A 15,959-nucleotide genomic window follows, 5' to 3' on the forward strand; every position below is an offset into this window, starting at 1 on the left:
GAAGCTGTAAATTATGGTGGAATTGGAGCTGTAATTGGTCATGAAATCTCACATGGTTTTGATGATGAAGGATCAAGATTTAATGCTGAAGGAAATCTTGTAGACTGGTGGACAACAGATGATTTGACAAAATTTACAACGTTAGGCACGGCATTGGCCGATCAATATTCGGCTCTAGAACCACTGCCAGGAATTCATGTTGATGGTAAATTTACATTGGGTGAAAATATTGGAGATTTAGGTGGGATTAATGTTGCTTACGATGGTTTACAATTATATCTAAAAGAAAACGGAAATCCAGGATTAATTGACGGTTACTCACCAGAGCAGCGATTATTCATTTCATGGGCAACTATTTGGAGAAGTAAAATGCGGGACGAAGCTTTGAAAAACCAAGTCAAAACAGATCCGCATTCACCAGGAATGTATAGAGCTTACGTGCCATTGCAAAATTTGGACACGTTCTATAAAGCATTCGACATAAAACAAGGTGACGGTATGTATGTTGTTCCAGATAAACGTGTTAGAATTTGGTAATCAAAAAATAAAAATTAAAACCTCAAAAAATTTGAGGTTTTTTTATGCTCTTTAGCAAACCAACAATGCTTACTATGGTCCAAATTCCTTCCAGAATTATAAAGGGTAAAAAATGAATTAGTAGCGAAGCATAACAAGAAATAGCGCCGCCAATAATGTTTAGAGTATAAAAAAGTATTCCGTCTTTTTTTATCAACGAAAAAATATTTAGAAAATAAGCAACAAGAACTAGTCCAACTCCAACGGTTCCCACAGTATCATTAAAATTCATAAAATTTTGTGTTGAAATTTATAATTTAATTCCATTTCAATTTTATTGCTAGAAACGGTTTTTCCGATTGACGGTTTATCTTCATCAAATTGAGGCACATGCAATTCAAATTCGACCGCTTTTTGGATATAATACGATTTTCGAGTGGGATGAAATGGAGTCACAGCATTGTAAATTTCTCCGTAAATGTCTCGACTGATTATTGTTTCAATGATGCCGATGCAATCTGTTTGATGAATTAAATTAATGGGAGCCTCGGGGTTTTCGAGATTTTTTTTTCCCGCTAAAAAGTATATTGGATGCCTGTTTTTCCCAATCAATCCTCCAAATCGAATTACGGTTGTTTTAAAGTTTGGATTGTTTTGTAAAAGCTGTTCCGTTTCCCATAATTGTTTTCCACTTTCTTTATTGGGTTTAGGTTTTATCATTTCTGTCACACTGAGCGCAGTCGAAGTGCCATCAGCGTAAACCGAAGTGGAACTGACAAATACTACTTTTTTCAGTTTAGCTTTTTCTATAAAAGGAATTAGCATTTGAATTTTAGCCACAAAATTTTCAGAGTCATTTCCTCGCAATTTCGGCGGAAAATCAATAATCAAGATATCGGATTTTTCTAAAAATGCTTCAATTGAAAGTCTCATTTCATCAGACACTTCGACTGCGCTCAGTGTGATAATGAAAGGAATAACTTTGGCAGTTTTTAAGACTAAAACTTTTGTCAATGTAGTAGTTGAACCATTCACCGAAAATCCTCTTTTTATTAATGATTCTGCCAAGGGCAAACCCAGCCAGCCGCAACCTAAAATGGAGATTTGTTTGCCTTTATTAGCCGTCATTATAGGAATGTTTTATATGATTTTGTTTTATTTTAAACTATCAACAGCAACTGATAAGCTATCTTTTCGGTAAGTATATCTTTTGAAAGTTGGTTTTTCAGGCGTAATTTTTGGCGAAGGTTTTATCTTTTGTTTAATAAGTACGGCATCGGTCAAAACAAATGGGGTTGGCATCATCCACGATTTTCTTGGTATTATTTTGAACAACGAATTTGACATTAAATCAAAAGAACTTTCTACTAAATCTAAATCAAGCGTTGTTTTATTACCAATAGAAAATTCCATTTCCAACGGGAGATTATCTACCACATAATACGTCAATATCTTTCCAGAAGTTTTGGTATTACTAGTACTTTTATTTGCCCCCGATTTTACTCCATTTGCCATTAAATTATTAATTTTAACGTTGTTATGTACAAAAATGTCATAGCGGTTTACGTCTCGGTTAGGCGTAATTTTTATTTTGAATAAATGTTGATTTCCTTTGATAGTATCGCGAAGGAACTCTATCGTTGGTTTTAAAAGTGTGGTCAACGGGGCCGCTGATACAAAACTAAATTTAGAACCATATTTACTGTACAATTTATTAAAATGTAACGAAGTGCTATTTCTTGGATTTGCACCCAAATACTTTTTCGTCCATTCGTCTAAATTGATGTCATAGGTTGCCCAATTGGCTTTGTTAGTATCTGCATTTAGGATATAAACCAAACTATTTGGTTTTGCTTTTACATCCGAATAATTCGAGTTTTGATGCGCTTTAACAAAAAACCCAATCGCTATTACAAAGAATCCGATAGACCAAATTCCTTTTCGTGAAAACGAACCAAAAATTGGTAATAACAATGTAAAAGTCAACACGGTTAAAATAGCACTTACGAATAGAATTTTTAACCCCAAACCAATGGGAAACGTTTGGATAAAAGGAACTAAAATAAGTAACGTGGGAATGGCTAAAAGACAATTCAATATCCAATTCGACTTTTGTGTCAATACAAAAAAGCCCAACATTAAGGAACTCGAAATAACGGGTATAATCAAAAATCCTGCGCCTTGAAGTTTTAAAGAAATTCCCAAATTGATTAGGAACCACAGAAATAATGGCGCAATAAGTTGACTCATTTCTGGATTTCGTTTGCCATTATTTTGATAAAACAAAAAACAAATTGCCATGGTCAAACTCACAAAAGCATAAATATAATCGTGACCATTATAGGTAAATTCGTGAAGAACATCGTTGTATTGTGGATAAAAATTCAGTAGTAGTAACCATCCAACATAAGTTATCAAACCAGCCGTAATCAATGAACTTAAAAGCGGCAAAAACCCTTTTATAATTTCGTCCAAACGCAACGCTCGCTTACCCAAACCAACGAATATGAATAATAAAAAACAACCTAAACCCAACAAAAGCATAGGCAAAATCCAAGCAAATGGATAGCTTACAAATGCAAACGGAATAGTAAAATAAACAGAATTATCAGCTGAATTTAAATGGGTTAAATCTGCATTTGCAAAATAATTTAGTAACGGAAACAAATAACTTCCTTGATGCGCCAGTGTTTTTGGGGAAAGATTGTGATAATCGTCATGAGCCGTGTGGTAGTTAAAATGATTATCGATAAACGCAAAATTAAAACCTTGTATTTTTCCCTGCTCTCTAAAAACAGTCAAATCGGTATCGTTGGGCAACATTTTATAAATGCTATACATCAACGAGTTAGAAACAGGAAACTTTACTTTCCCCGCTTTAAAGGCAGCAACCATTTTAGCGTTTCCTTCATTGGTTTCCATCAACATATAACTTGGCCCCGAACTTCCTCGCGCTTCAAAATTTAAGACCAAACCTACTTCTTTCGCCCATTGATGCTGCGTTACAAAAAGTGCTGCGCCATTCAACCCTAATTCTTCGGCATCGGTAAAAAGTATGATAATGTCATTCTTGTGTTTGGTTTTGTTATGCAAAAAGGCACGAACACTTTCAATAATAGTTGCTACACCAGATGCATCGTCGCTCGCACCTCTTGAGTACGAATGTGGCGCACTGTCATAATGTGAAAGCAATAACAAGGCTTTACTGTTTTTTGTCTTACCGAGCGCTGTCGAGGTGCTTTTAATACGGGCTAAAATATTTTTCGATTTTACTAAAGTCCCACTTTCAGTCAAGGTAAATCCTTCTTGAATCAAAGCTTCTAAACCTAATTCTTGTAGTTCTTTCTGAATGTAATTGGCAACAATTTCGTGGTTTTTAGATCCCACAAAATGTGGTTTTTTTGAAATTTCCTTTACCGTTTCTAACGCTCTTTTTGTAGAAAATTCTGAAAGGGGCGCTTCAGTTTCATCATATTTTTGCGGCATCATAAAAAAGAATATGCCAAAAAGCAGTACTAATAATACTAAAAAGGAATATATAGAAGTATACTTTTTTCTCATCTTTTTATAAATTAAACCAATAATCAAATGTCTTTTTTAACCAGCATATAAAATTCGTTGTCCAAATGCATGTAGCCTTGGTCGTATACAAAATAATAAGTATTTCCTGTTTTGGTATGCAACACATTGGTCATAAAATCAAAGTCAAAACCTTTGCTTAACAACTTATTTTTTGTTGTTTTTGATTTTCCTTCCACATTTATATCACACAAAATGCGATAATTTTTGCGCAACTTATTATTAATGTTCCGCATATAATTTGTGCTATCCTTATTGATTTTATTGTTGTAACTATTACGACAACCATCGCTGCAAAACTTTTTGTCCTCGCGACCAACAATTTTTTCGTTGCATTCTAAACAAGTTTTACTCATTGTTTTATATTTTAGAAGCGAAAGGCTCGGGCATTCTTGGTTTCCTTTTTCCTGCTTTTCGCTTTTGCATGGCAATCGCTACAATCAGGGCTAGAGGAGGCTTTAACTCTGTGCTTGTCATCATTTCAAATCAAATGTAAACATTATTTTCCGTTTACAAACGTTTACAAGCAATTACAATCGAAAGTAAACGTATAACAACCGAATAACTTTTGAAAGTCGCCACAACTTTGCCTCGTTGATTTGATACAACAATTTCAAACAGCAAAAAATATTTTAACAAAAACATTTAGATTTTAAAGCCATGAATGCAATGAAAAACACAGTACAATTAATCGGTCACGTAGGACAAGAACCAGAAATCAAAACGTTTGGCGAAGGCAAAAAAGTAGCCAACATAACGTTAGCAACCAATGATTATTACATCAACGCCAAAGGCGAAAAAGTTGAAGACACACAATGGCACAAAGTAAAAGCTTGGGGCAAAGTAGCAGACATTATCGAGAAATATGTTGTCAAAGGCAAAGAAATTGCCATCGAGGGAAAACTAACATACACCGATTATCAAGATAAAGATGGCATCAAACGATATGTTACCGAAGTGGTTGCTAATGACATTCTTTTGTTAGGGAAATAATTCTGAAAATGTTTTCGATAAATGTCATTTCGAGTTTTCATTAGGTTTTTCTTAAAAAATCAAATTGAAAAGTAATAACGAAAAAACATTCGAAATGATTTTAATTTGTAATAGCATAGAAACGGCAGAAGTTAATCTTTTGCCGTTTTTTCATGTATCAAAGTTGTAATGATTGTACCTTAAATATACAAAGTTGTCAACACGAAAACGTTTTCGGTAATGATTTAAAAAAAACTAACTGACTTTTGTTCAACAATTTGGTTAAATTTATATGTCAAATATCTCAAATCATGAACAAATTAAAATTAGTATTGATTTTAATAACAGTCTTTTATGCTGCTACTTCAGGTTTGGCACAAGTTGGAATTAACACCACTACTCCTTTAAGCACACTTGATATTAACGGAAATTTAAATGTTAAGGAAATAGGTTTGTTAAATGTAAATGTCGCTAGTTCCGGAACATTTAATGGAGGTCCTAGCGGCAGTGCTGCACAAATTATTGATGGAGTCTATATTTCGATTACACCAACTGCGGGCAGTGATGAATTTATCTTGCCAAATGCTGTCAATGTTCCTGGCAGAATTTATGTTTTAAGAAATATTTCGAATTCAGTAAATGCAAAAGTCTATACTTTTGGCGGTGGTCTTTACGCAAAAGACAACAGTGCCGTGACAAATCCGCCCTTAATAATGCCTTTTAACGCTTCTTTAAAAACTGCTATTTTAATTAGTGATGGTGTAAACTGGACTTATATTTTCTAACATTACATCAAAATTTCCAACACATCCGATATTTTTGCTACGGTTTTAAAATTGGGATGCTCAACATTGTGATTTATTTTTTCGTGTTCCCAAGTTGTATGAAACGGAATATGAACGGCATAACCTCCCAGTTCCAAAACAGGTAAAACATCAGATTTTAAAGAATTGCCAATCATAAAAAATTCATCAGGTTTTATTTCTAAACGAGCCAATAATTTTTGATAGTTTACTTCTTGTTTATCAGCCATCACTTCTATATGGTGAAAATAATGTCCCAAACCAGAACGGTGCAACTTGCTTTGTTGGTCTTTCAAATCGCCTTTGGTGGCCACAATAAGTTTGTATTTTCCTTTCAACGCTTCCAAAGTTACTTCGACACCCTCTAATAATTCAATTGGTTTTTGGAGTAATTCTTTTCCGAATTCAATAATTTTTTCAATGATTTCAATCGAAATGGTATTGTTTGAAATTTTCATTGCAGCTTCAATCATCGAGAGAATATAGCCTTTAATTCCGTAACCATACAAATCTAAATTGGCAATTTCAGTTTTAAAAAGTTCTTGCGACAATCCTTGATGCGAAAGATAATCACTCATCAAAGCACAGAATTTCTGTTCTGTTTCTTGAAAATAGGGTTCGTTGACAAATAATGTATCGTCGGCGTCAAAGGCAATTACTTTTAGATTCATGGTTTTGTTTTTAAAACACAGATTTCACAAATTAATTTGTGCCAATTTGTGAAATCTGTGTTAGTTTTTTCATTTTTAACTAATAATTGTTCCATTATCAACACCATAAGCATCCGGATTTACAAAAACAAGTTTCCCTTCAGAATTGTTGGTCATCAAAATCATACCTTCGCTTTCTACTCCACGCAAAGCTCTTGGAGCTAAATTGATTAAAACCGTCACACGTTTTCCAATCACTTCTTCAGGAGAAAAATGCTCTGCAATTCCCGAAACAATAGTACGAACGTCAATTCCAGTATCGACTTTCAATACTAAAAGCTTATTCGCTTTGGGCATTTTTTCAGCTTCAACTATGGTTCCCACACGCAAATCTAATTTTGAGAAATCTTCAAAAGTTGCTGTTGGTTTTTGAGCCTCTGTTATATGGTTTTCCATGACGTTAGCTTTTTTGGTCGCTTCAAGTTTCTCTATTTGTTTTTGAATTTCGGCGTCTTCAATTTGGTCAAATAATATTTCGGCGTCCCCAATTTTGTGATTTGGTTTTAATAATTCGGATGTTTCACTTACTGATTTCCAGTCAACTATTGTTCCCTGAACTGCACTCGGAATGATATTAAGGATTTTTGATAATTTTTTTGCGGTAAACGGCAAAAACGGTTCGCACAAAATTTGTAAAGCTGCTGCAATCTGAATCGCCACATACATTTGCGTTTGAACCCTTTCCGGATTGGTTTTTGCCATTTTCCAAGGCTCTTCGTCGGCAAGATATTTATTTCCCAAACGCGCCACATTCATCAACTCGCCTTGTGCTTCCCTGAATCTGTAACGTTCAATAGAACTCGAAATTACCGCTGGATAAGCTTTTAATTCGGCTAAAGTCTGTTCATCAACTTCGTTAAACTCATTTGGTGACGGAATTATTCCGTTATAATATTTATTGGTTAAAACCACAACACGATTGATGAAATTTCCAAAAACCGCTGCTAATTCATTATTATTTCTCGCCTTAAAATCTTTCCAGGTAAAGTCGTTATCTTTTGTTTCAGGTGCATTTGCTGTCAAGACATAGCGCAGCACATCTTGTTTATCTGGGAAGTCCTGTAAATATTCGTGCAGCCAAACCGCCCAGTTTTTGGAAGTAGAAAGTTTGTTTCCTTCAAGGTTCAAAAACTCATTTGCCGGAACATTATCAGGTAAAATATAAGTTCCTTCAGCTTTCAGCATTGCCGGAAAAATAATGCAGTGAAAAACAATATTATCTTTCCCGATAAAGTGAACTAGTTTTGTATCGTCTTTTTTCCAATAGTTTTCCCAATTTTTTCCTTTTCTTGCTGCCCATTCTTTGGTAGAAGAAATATATCCAATCGGTGCGTCAAACCAAACGTATAATTTTTTCCCTTCGGCACCTTCAACCGGAACGTCAATCCCCCAATCTAAATCACGGGTTACGGCACGGGGTTTTAATCCATCGTCCAACCAAGATTTTACTTGTCCCAGTACATTTACTTTCCAGTCTTTGGCGTGATCTTTTAAAATCCATTGGGTTAAAAAATCTTGATATCTGTCCAAAGGTAAAAACCAGTGTTTTGTCGATTTTAAAATAGGAGTATCTCCTGTAATTGTTGACTTAGGATTAATCAAATCAGTAGCATTCAGCGTCGAGCCACAACGTTCGCATTGATCGCCATAAGCTTCGGGATTATCGCATTTCGGGCAGGTTCCGGTTACAAATCTATCGGCAAGGAACTGTTCCGCTTTGGCATCATACAATTGTTCGGTAACTTGTTCAATGAAATTTCCGGTATCATATAATTTCCTAAAAAATTCTTGTGCCGTATCGTGGTGAATTTTAGATGATGTTCTCGAATAATTGTCGAATGAAATTCCGAAATCTATAAATGACTGGCGAATAATTCCGTCGTATTTATCAATAACTTGTTGTGGCGTGATGCCTTCTTTTTTGGCTTTCATCGAAATAGCAACGCCGTGTTCATCGCTTCCGCAGATGTAAGCAACATCTTTTCCCTGCAATCGTAAATAGCGGGCATAAATATCGGATGGCACATAAACTCCGGCTAAATGCCCAATGTGAATTGGACCATTTGTATAAGGCAAGGCGGCGGTGATGGTATATCTTTTTGGATTTTCTGACATAATAAATACAGTATGTAATTTGCAAAAATAAGCAATCGCTTTTTTATTTGAAGCAATTTCCAGCTATCCGTTTCAATCTTTTTTGAAATGCAACACTTCTACTCTAAAACTTCAACACCTGTTATGCATTTCAAAAAAAGGATTTTCACTACTATCTAGGCTAGGGAATTGTTTTTCTTAAACTACAATTTGATTATATTTGCTCATATCATTTTCAAAAATGAACAAAAAACCTATATTCTTTATTCTCTTATCTTTATTCTTTTTAAATCTTCATTCTCAAAAAAAGATGATAACACCACCATTTTTACAAAAAGGCGACACTATTGCCATCGTTTCCACAGCCCGAAAAAACATTGAAGATAATCTAAAACCGACCATAGATTTGCTCGCAGGGTGGGGACTGAATGTCAAATTAGGAAAAACCATCGGCTTGGATTATTACCAATTGGCAGGAACAGATGACCAACGAGCAGTCGATTTTCAGGAGCAAATGGATAACCCAAATATTAAAGCGATTTGGTGTGTTCGTGGCGGATATGGAACAGTAAAAATTATCGATAAATTGGATTTTACCAAATTCAAACAAAATCCAAAATGGATCATCGGCTTTAGCGATGTAACGGTTTTACATAGTCATTTGAATCGAATGGGCATTGAATCTTTACACGCCACAATGCCGGTTGCTATTCCAAGAGCGACTGATGAAGCGAAAAACTCCCTGTGCGCCGCCTTATTTAATGACAAACTGGAATACACTTTAGATTGTGATGCATTAAATCATATTGGCGCAGCCAAAGGAGAATTGGTAGGCGGAAATCTTTCCATATTATACAGTTTGCTAGGCTCTCAATCAGCGGTTGAATGCACGGATAAGATTTTGTTTATCGAAGATTTAGATGAATATTTATACCACGTTGACCGAATGATGATGAACCTCAAACGCAATGGCTGTTTGTCAGGTTTGAAAGGAATAATTGTTGGCGCGATGACGGAGATGAAAGACAACGAAATTCCGTGGGGAAGAAATGCTTTAGAGATTATTGAAGACACGGTAAAAGGTTTAAATATTCCTATTATATATAACTTTCCGGCGGGACATATTCGTGATAATCGAGCCTTAATTTTTGGAAGAAAGGTATCTCTTGAAGTGAATGCTGAACACAGCAAAGTGATTTTTGAGTAATGGCAGAACACAATGAGTTAGGAAAATTAGGGGAAGAATTAGCTGTAGCATTTCTGCAAAAAGAGGGCTATGACATTCTGGAAACCAACTGGACATTTCAAAAAGCAGAGATTGATATTATTGCACAAAAGGGAAATGTCCTCGCCGTGGTTGAAGTAAAAACCCGTTCCTCAATAGAGTTTGGATTACCTCAAGATTTTGTCAAACCCAAGAAAATCCAATTGTTAGTCAAAGCCGTTAACGAATACATAATTTCCAATGATTTGGATGTAGAAACGCGGTTTGATATTATTGCTATTTATAAAGAAGAAAGTAAGTATAAAATAGAGCATATTCAAGATGCTTTCTTTCATTTTTAATTAAACATAACTTAAAAAAGTAAATTAAGACATGAATTCGATTCAACTTCGGTAACTTTATGCCTCAAAATAAAATTGTATTATGAAAAAATATCTTCTTTTTATTGTTTTGATTAATTGTATATCGTTTAATGCACAAAACAAAATAGCCAACAAAATAGCAGAGTTGCAAAGCTTGAAAGCCACTTTTAGACCTATTTCGGTGTTAACGGTAAATCAAAACGTTATTGATAAAGAAGTAAACAAAGTTGTGGATGGTGCCACTTTAGCCAGCCTTAATCGAGATAAAGTCAACGAAATTGTTTACAATAAATACGATAATATACAACTTGAAATCCCGTATCAAAACAATACTATTTCAGTGCTTTTGTATAAAGTAAATCCATTTGTAGAAGGCTTTCATGTGGATACTAATACAAGTAAAAACATATCCTACGAAAAAGGAGTTTTTTACCGCGGATGTTTAAAAGATGAAACCAATTCGGTGGCATCATTGAATTTTTTTAACGGAGAATTTAACGGTATAATTTCTAGCGCTACAATAGGAAATTTGGTAATCGGAAAGTTAGACAAACCCAACAATCAATCCGATTATATCGTTTATTCTGATGCTAAAATGAAACTGTTAAACCAGTTTGAGTGCCATACAAAAGAAAACGAAACCAAAACTACTACCAATGGAGAAACCAATAGAAGTGGAAATAGCGTTAGATGTGTGAGTTTCTATTTTGAAATAGATAATAATTTATTTATTCAGAACGGAAGCAGTACCACAACTACTACCAACTGGATTACGTCTGTTTTTAATAATGTTCAAACCCTGTATAATAATGACGGCATAACGGTGGGTTTAAAATCTATTTTCATTTGGACAACTGCTGATCCTTATGAAGGCGTTGGAACAACTTCGGGAGCTTATCTAAATGCTTTTTCGCAAACAACACCTGTGTTTGACGGTGATGTTGGTCAATTGATAGGTATTGATCCTGGCGGACTTGGCGGTGTGGCAGTCAGCATTAACGGATTGTGTACACAATTAAATTACAGTTATGCCGATGTTAATTTTAGTTATGCTACTGTGCCAACCTATTCCTGGACTGTAGAAGTTATTACACATGAATTTGGACATCTTTTAGGATCACCGCATACTCATGGTTGTTATTGGAACGGCAATAATACATCCATAGACGGTTGCGGAACTCAAGCAGGATATAGTGAAGGAACTTGTCCGCTAGGACCAATTCCTACTGTTGATAAAGGAACGATAATGAGCTACTGTCATTTAGTTAACGGTGTTGGGATAAATTTCGCAAATGGTTTTGGACTACAACCTAGACAGGTTATTTTAAATGACATTAATGGAGGAACTTGTTTAAGTTTTGATTGTACTAGTAGTTGCCCAAATACGATAACTGATATAACAACCTCCAGCATTACACCAACTTCTGTACAAATAGCATGGACCGAGGTAGGCTTGGCAACATCATGGCAGGTCGCAGTAACTCCTTTTTCTTCGTCAACACCTGTTTGGAATACCGTTTCCGCAACCACGTTTACAGCAGCTGGGTTAATTCCTAATACATATTATGTAATACAAGTTAGACCTTTCTGTAATAATTTAGAACCAGCAAATAGAAATAAAATATTTGCTACAGCAGCCATCAACTTTTGCGCAAATGTTTCTTTTACAGACACAGGTGGCTTAACTGGCAATTATACCAATATGGAATCCTGGGTAAGAACCATGACGCCAAACAATCCAGGCTTAAAACTAAAAGTTACATTCTCTACTTTTAATCTTGAAAACAACTATGACTATCTATATATTTATAACGGACCGGATGAGTTTTATCCTTTGTTAACTCCAGGTGGACTGACAGGCACTGTAAATCCTGGGATTTTTAATTCAACTTCTTCTGAAGGTTCTTTAACACTTAAATTTTATTCAGATCAAGGTGTCGTGGCTTCGGGATGGAATGCCACGATAAATTGCACAGGAAGTTTAAATATTGAAGACAATAATTTCCTAGATTACAGTTATTATCCAAACCCAACTACTGGAAAAGTAGCTATCACTTCAAAGGATGTTATCACCGAAATTGCCATTTATAATATAGCTGGGCAATTATTGTTTGATCAAAAACTCAATGGATTAAATGCTACTGTTGATATTTCACCATTTGCTCGAGGAACGTACTTCTTCAAATTGAAAATTAAAGATAGAGAAGCAAATTTCAAGATTTTGAAAAAGTAGTTTTCTTTCTGAATACAAAAAACCCACTAGTTATGTGGGTTTTTTAGTTAATAGTGCAAACTAAAGTTCGCTTACCTCACTGAACTGGCAGTACTACTCTTATTATCAAATATCATTTCCATATACTCTAACGCTTTGTTTATAGATTTTACATTTTCAAAAGTGATTAATAACCGCAAACCGTTTTTGGTTTCTTTCTCTTTCATTTTACAGATGTTTCCATGTTGCTGCACAAACTGCAGCATTTTCCTAAATTGCTTCGAATTATAATAAGCAGATTGCTGGTCGCCTACAAAATAACCAATCAGTTTGCCCTGCTTCATGATGATTTTTTCAATTCCCATTTGGGTCGCAATCCATTTGATGCGGATGCTGTTCAAGAGTGCTTGTGTTTCTTTTGGCAACGCTCCAAAACGGTCAATAAGGTTGTTTTCATAAGCCAATAAACCCGCTTCGTCTTTTATAGTCCCGAGTTCGTTATACAAATTCAAACGCTCGGTAATGTTATTAATGTATTCATCTGGGAATAGCAATTCGAAATCGGTATCAATTTGTAAATCTTTTACATATTCTTTAGTGTCGACATCATTTTCTGATTCGTAAAGTTCTTTGAATTCGTTTTCCTTCAATTCTTCAATGGCTTCGTTCATGATTTTCTGATAAGTTTCAAAACCAATTTCATTAATAAAACCGCTTTGTTCTCCTCCCAATAGATCTCCAGCACCACGAATCTCCAAATCTTTCATCGCAATATTAAAACCGCTTCCCAATTCGCTGAATTGTTCCAATGCCTGAATACGTTTTCGGGCATCATCAGTCATCACCGAATAAGGCGGACAAATAAAATAACAGAACGCTTTCTTATTGCTTCGACCAACACGACCACGCATTTGATGCAAATCAGATAAGCCGAAATTATTGGCATTGTTGATGAAAATTGTATTCGCATTGGGCACATCCAGACCACTTTCTATAATGGTGGTTGCGACTAAAACATCAAATTCACCATTCATAAAGCCAAGCATCAGTTCTTCTAACTTGTTGCCTTCCATTTGGCCGTGACCGATTCCAACGCGTGCATCGGGAACCAATCGCTGAATCATTCCGGCAATTTCCTTAATGTTTTCGATTCGGTTATTGATGAAAAACACTTGTCCGTTACGTTGAATTTCATACGAAACCGCATCACGGATTAATTCTTCGCTAAAACCAACAACCTTTGATTCTATAGGATAACGATTTGGCGGAGCCGTTGTGATTACGGATAAATCACGAGCTGCCATCAATGAAAATTGTAAGGTTCTCGGAATTGGAGTTGCTGTTAAAGTCAGTGTATCGACATTCGCTGCAATCGTCTTTAGTTTATCTTTTACGTTTACGCCAAATTTTTGTTCTTCATCTACAATTAGTAAACCTAAATCTTTAAACACTACATTTTTGCTTACTAGTTGATGCGTGCCAATCAGAATATCCAATTTTCCGGAAGCCAAATCTTCGATTGTTTTTGCTTTTTCTTTTGCTGTTCTAAAACGGTTGAGGTAGCCAATATTTACAGGCATGTCTTTCAGTCTTTCGGTAAAAGTTCTATAATGCTGGTATGCTAAAATTGTCGTAGGCACCAAAATCGCAACTTGTTTACTATTATCAACTGCTTTGAAAGCCGCACGAATCGCGACTTCCGTTTTCCCAAAACCAACATCGCCACAAACCAATCTGTCCATTGGGCGATCTTTCTCCATATCGGCTTTTACGTCTTGAGTGGCCGTAATTTGGTCTGGAGTATCTTCATAAATAAAGGAGCTTTCCAATTCTTTTTGCAGATAAGAATCAGGTGCGCAGGCAAATCCCTTTTCTAAACGTCGCTTTGCATACAGCTGAATCAAATTGAACGCAATGTGTTTTACACGCGCTTTAGTTTTTTGTTTTAAGGTCTTCCAGGCATTCGAACCCAGCTTGTAAATCTTTGGTGGTGTTCCGTCTTTTCCGGTGTATTTCGAAATTTTGTGAAGCGAATGAATGCTCACATACACAATGTCATTATCGGCGTAAGCGAGTTTAATTGCTTCCTGCGTTTTGCCTTCAACCTGTATTTTCTGCAAACCGCCAAACTTCCCAATTCCATGATCAATATGCGTTACATAATCGCCAACGGATAATGAATTCAATTCTTTCAGCGTAAGCGTTTGCTTTTTGGAATAACCGTTTTTGATGTTGAACTTATGATAACGCTCAAAAATTTGATGGTCGGTATAACAGGCAATTTGATTTTCTTCGTCTATAAAACCTTGGTATAAAGAAGAAACGATTGTGTGATATTGCTTGCGGATGTTCTCGCTATTTTCCTCGTCTAAACTTTCAAAAATATCATGAAAACGATTCGCTTGCCCTTCATTAGAACAGAACAAATAATTGGTAAATCCGTTAAAATGATTGTCGCTCAAATTGTTCAATAATAAATCAAATTGTTTGTTAAATGAAGGTTGAGGTTGTATGTGAAATTCGAAAGATTTGGTGGTTTTGAACAACGGTTTATTCGATAATTCGATGATAGAGAAATCTAAAGACTTGTGCAGAAATCCTTCATGATTGAGGAACAAATGTTCCGGTGCAGCATGTTTTACAGCTGCAGATAGTTTGTCAAAAGTTTCTATCGCTTTGCCAAAAAGCTTGTCTAATTGTGAAGTTAGAAACTCGGTGTTTTCAATACAAAGAACAGTTTTTTCGCTAATGTAATCAAGAAAACTTTCGCGGTTTTCTTTGATGAATTTATTTTCCAGATTCGGAATAATGGTAATCTTATTTTGCTTTTCTACCGAAAGCTGCGTGGCAACATCAAAGGTTCGGATGCTATCCACTTCATTGCCAAAAAATTCAATACGATACGGATTATCATTCGAAAAAGAAAATACATCCAAGATTCCGCCACGAACAGAAAACTCTCCAGGTTCCGTGATAAAATCGACACGTTTGAATTCGTATTCGAATAACACTTCATTAATAAAATCTATAGAAACATTGTCGCCAACAGCCACTTTCAGGGTGTTTTTGTCGAGTTCTTTTCGGGTGACCACTTTTTCAAAAAGCGCTTCGGGATAAGTAACTATTACGGCTGGTTTTTTTCTAGAATTAATTCGGTTTAAAACTTCGGAACGCAATAAAACATTGGCGTTGTCGGTTTCCTCAATTTGATAGGGACGACGATAGGAACTTGGATAAAACAGTACGTCGTTAGCACCAATCATCTGCTCCAAATCGTTTAGATAGTACGCTGCTGCTTCTTTTTCATTAAAAATTAACAGAAAAGGTTTTTCGCTTTGTCTAAAAATTGCTTGAAATACGAACGAAAATGAGGAGCCCAAAAGTCCTTTTAACTGTATTTTGGTTAAAGGATTTTCAAGTGTGTCCGTTATTTGTTTGACTTTCGTCGAATGGAGATAACCGTTGTATAATGAACTTAAACTCAAA

The 15,959-nt window shown here is 35.4% G+C and carries 13 protein-coding genes; 6 read left to right on the forward strand and 7 right to left on the reverse strand.

Going from position 1 to position 15,959, the window contains the following annotated elements:
• On the forward strand, positions 1-537 hold a 537-nt coding region (locus Q0Q96_RS08320; protein ID WP_293873604.1), incomplete at its 5' end, for a M13 family metallopeptidase.
• Positions 538-559: 22 nt separating this feature from the next.
• Here Q0Q96_RS08320 and Q0Q96_RS08325 read toward each other — a convergent pair.
• Genes Q0Q96_RS08325 through Q0Q96_RS08340 form a run of 4 tightly spaced genes read right to left on the reverse strand, consistent with a single transcriptional unit; the run spans position 560 to position 4,451 of the window.
• Positions 560-808, reverse strand: coding sequence for a hypothetical protein (locus Q0Q96_RS08325; RefSeq protein ID WP_293873607.1), 249 nt, complete (start codon positions 806-808; stop codon positions 560-562).
• A complete protein-coding gene (locus tag Q0Q96_RS08330) occupies positions 805-1,644 on the reverse strand; it encodes an SDR family NAD(P)-dependent oxidoreductase (RefSeq protein ID WP_293873610.1) in 840 nt (279 codons plus the stop codon). The genes Q0Q96_RS08325 and Q0Q96_RS08330 overlap by 4 nt, the downstream gene beginning before the upstream one ends.
• 27 nt (positions 1,645-1,671) lie before the next feature.
• Positions 1,672-4,077, reverse strand: coding sequence for a M20/M25/M40 family metallo-hydrolase (locus tag Q0Q96_RS08335; RefSeq protein WP_293873613.1), 2,406 nt, complete (start codon positions 4,075-4,077; stop codon positions 1,672-1,674).
• Between the two features lie 23 nt (positions 4,078-4,100).
• Positions 4,101-4,451 (reverse strand): hypothetical protein, encoded by a 351-nt coding sequence (locus tag Q0Q96_RS08340; protein ID WP_293873616.1) that lies wholly within the window; start codon positions 4,449-4,451, stop codon positions 4,101-4,103.
• Positions 4,452-4,755: 304 nt separating this feature from the next.
• On the opposite strand from Q0Q96_RS08340, the gene ssb reads away from it, so the two are divergent.
• Positions 4,756-5,088 (forward strand): single-stranded DNA-binding protein, encoded by a 333-nt coding sequence (gene ssb, locus Q0Q96_RS08345; RefSeq protein WP_293873619.1) that lies wholly within the window; start codon positions 4,756-4,758, stop codon positions 5,086-5,088.
• Between the two features lie 290 nt (positions 5,089-5,378).
• A complete protein-coding gene (locus Q0Q96_RS08350) occupies positions 5,379-5,852 on the forward strand; it encodes a hypothetical protein (protein ID WP_293873622.1) in 474 nt (157 codons plus the stop codon).
• A 2-nt stretch (positions 5,853-5,854) separates the two neighbouring features.
• Here the strand turns inward: Q0Q96_RS08350 and Q0Q96_RS08355 are convergent, their stop codons facing one another.
• Complete coding sequence (locus tag Q0Q96_RS08355; RefSeq protein WP_293873625.1) at positions 5,855-6,541, reverse strand: HAD family hydrolase; 687 nt, start codon at positions 6,539-6,541, stop codon at positions 5,855-5,857.
• A 75-nt stretch (positions 6,542-6,616) separates the two neighbouring features.
• A complete protein-coding gene (gene metG, locus Q0Q96_RS08360) occupies positions 6,617-8,695 on the reverse strand; it encodes a methionine--tRNA ligase (RefSeq protein WP_293873627.1) in 2,079 nt (692 codons plus the stop codon).
• A gap of 289 nt (positions 8,696-8,984) precedes the next feature.
• Between metG and Q0Q96_RS08365 the strand changes: the two genes are divergently transcribed.
• From Q0Q96_RS08365 to Q0Q96_RS08375, 3 genes are all read left to right on the forward strand, one after another.
• Positions 8,985-9,881, forward strand: coding sequence for an LD-carboxypeptidase (locus Q0Q96_RS08365; RefSeq protein ID WP_293873630.1), 897 nt, complete (start codon positions 8,985-8,987; stop codon positions 9,879-9,881).
• Complete coding sequence (locus Q0Q96_RS08370; RefSeq protein ID WP_293873633.1) at positions 9,881-10,240, forward strand: YraN family protein; 360 nt, start codon at positions 9,881-9,883, stop codon at positions 10,238-10,240. Before Q0Q96_RS08365 ends, Q0Q96_RS08370 begins: the two co-directional genes overlap by 1 nt.
• 82 nt (positions 10,241-10,322) lie before the next feature.
• Positions 10,323-12,494: a M12 family metallo-peptidase gene (locus Q0Q96_RS08375; protein WP_293873636.1), complete on the forward strand. Its 2,172-nt coding sequence runs from the start codon at positions 10,323-10,325 to the stop codon at positions 12,492-12,494.
• Between the two features lie 71 nt (positions 12,495-12,565).
• Here the strand turns inward: Q0Q96_RS08375 and mfd are convergent, their stop codons facing one another.
• Complete coding sequence (gene mfd, locus Q0Q96_RS08380; RefSeq protein WP_293873639.1) at positions 12,566-15,958, reverse strand: transcription-repair coupling factor; 3,393 nt, start codon at positions 15,956-15,958, stop codon at positions 12,566-12,568.
• Position 15,959 lies beyond the last annotated feature (1 nt).

Source organism: Flavobacterium sp. (assembly GCF_025352015.1).
Lineage (GTDB): Bacteria > Bacteroidota > Bacteroidia > Flavobacteriales > Flavobacteriaceae > Flavobacterium.

Coding starts and splice junctions, on each gene's coding strand:
- Q0Q96_RS08325 (WP_293873607.1), bottom strand. CDS start 808: ATGAATTTTAATGATACTGTGGGAACCGTTGGAGTTGGACTAGTTCTT.
- Q0Q96_RS08330 (WP_293873610.1), bottom strand. CDS start 1,644: ATGACGGCTAATAAAGGCAAACAAATCTCCATTTTAGGTTGCGGCTGG.
- Q0Q96_RS08335 (WP_293873613.1), bottom strand. CDS start 4,077: ATGAGAAAAAAGTATACTTCTATATATTCCTTTTTAGTATTATTAGTA.
- Q0Q96_RS08340 (WP_293873616.1), bottom strand. CDS start 4,451: ATGAGTAAAACTTGTTTAGAATGCAACGAAAAAATTGTTGGTCGCGAG.
- ssb (WP_293873619.1), top strand. CDS start 4,756: ATGAATGCAATGAAAAACACAGTACAATTAATCGGTCACGTAGGACAA.
- Q0Q96_RS08350 (WP_293873622.1), top strand. CDS start 5,379: ATGAACAAATTAAAATTAGTATTGATTTTAATAACAGTCTTTTATGCT.
- Q0Q96_RS08355 (WP_293873625.1), bottom strand. CDS start 6,541: ATGAATCTAAAAGTAATTGCCTTTGACGCCGACGATACATTATTTGTC.
- metG (WP_293873627.1), bottom strand. CDS start 8,695: ATGTCAGAAAATCCAAAAAGATATACCATCACCGCCGCCTTGCCTTAT.
- Q0Q96_RS08365 (WP_293873630.1), top strand. CDS start 8,985: ATGATAACACCACCATTTTTACAAAAAGGCGACACTATTGCCATCGTT.
- Q0Q96_RS08370 (WP_293873633.1), top strand. CDS start 9,881: ATGGCAGAACACAATGAGTTAGGAAAATTAGGGGAAGAATTAGCTGTA.
- Q0Q96_RS08375 (WP_293873636.1), top strand. CDS start 10,323: ATGAAAAAATATCTTCTTTTTATTGTTTTGATTAATTGTATATCGTTT.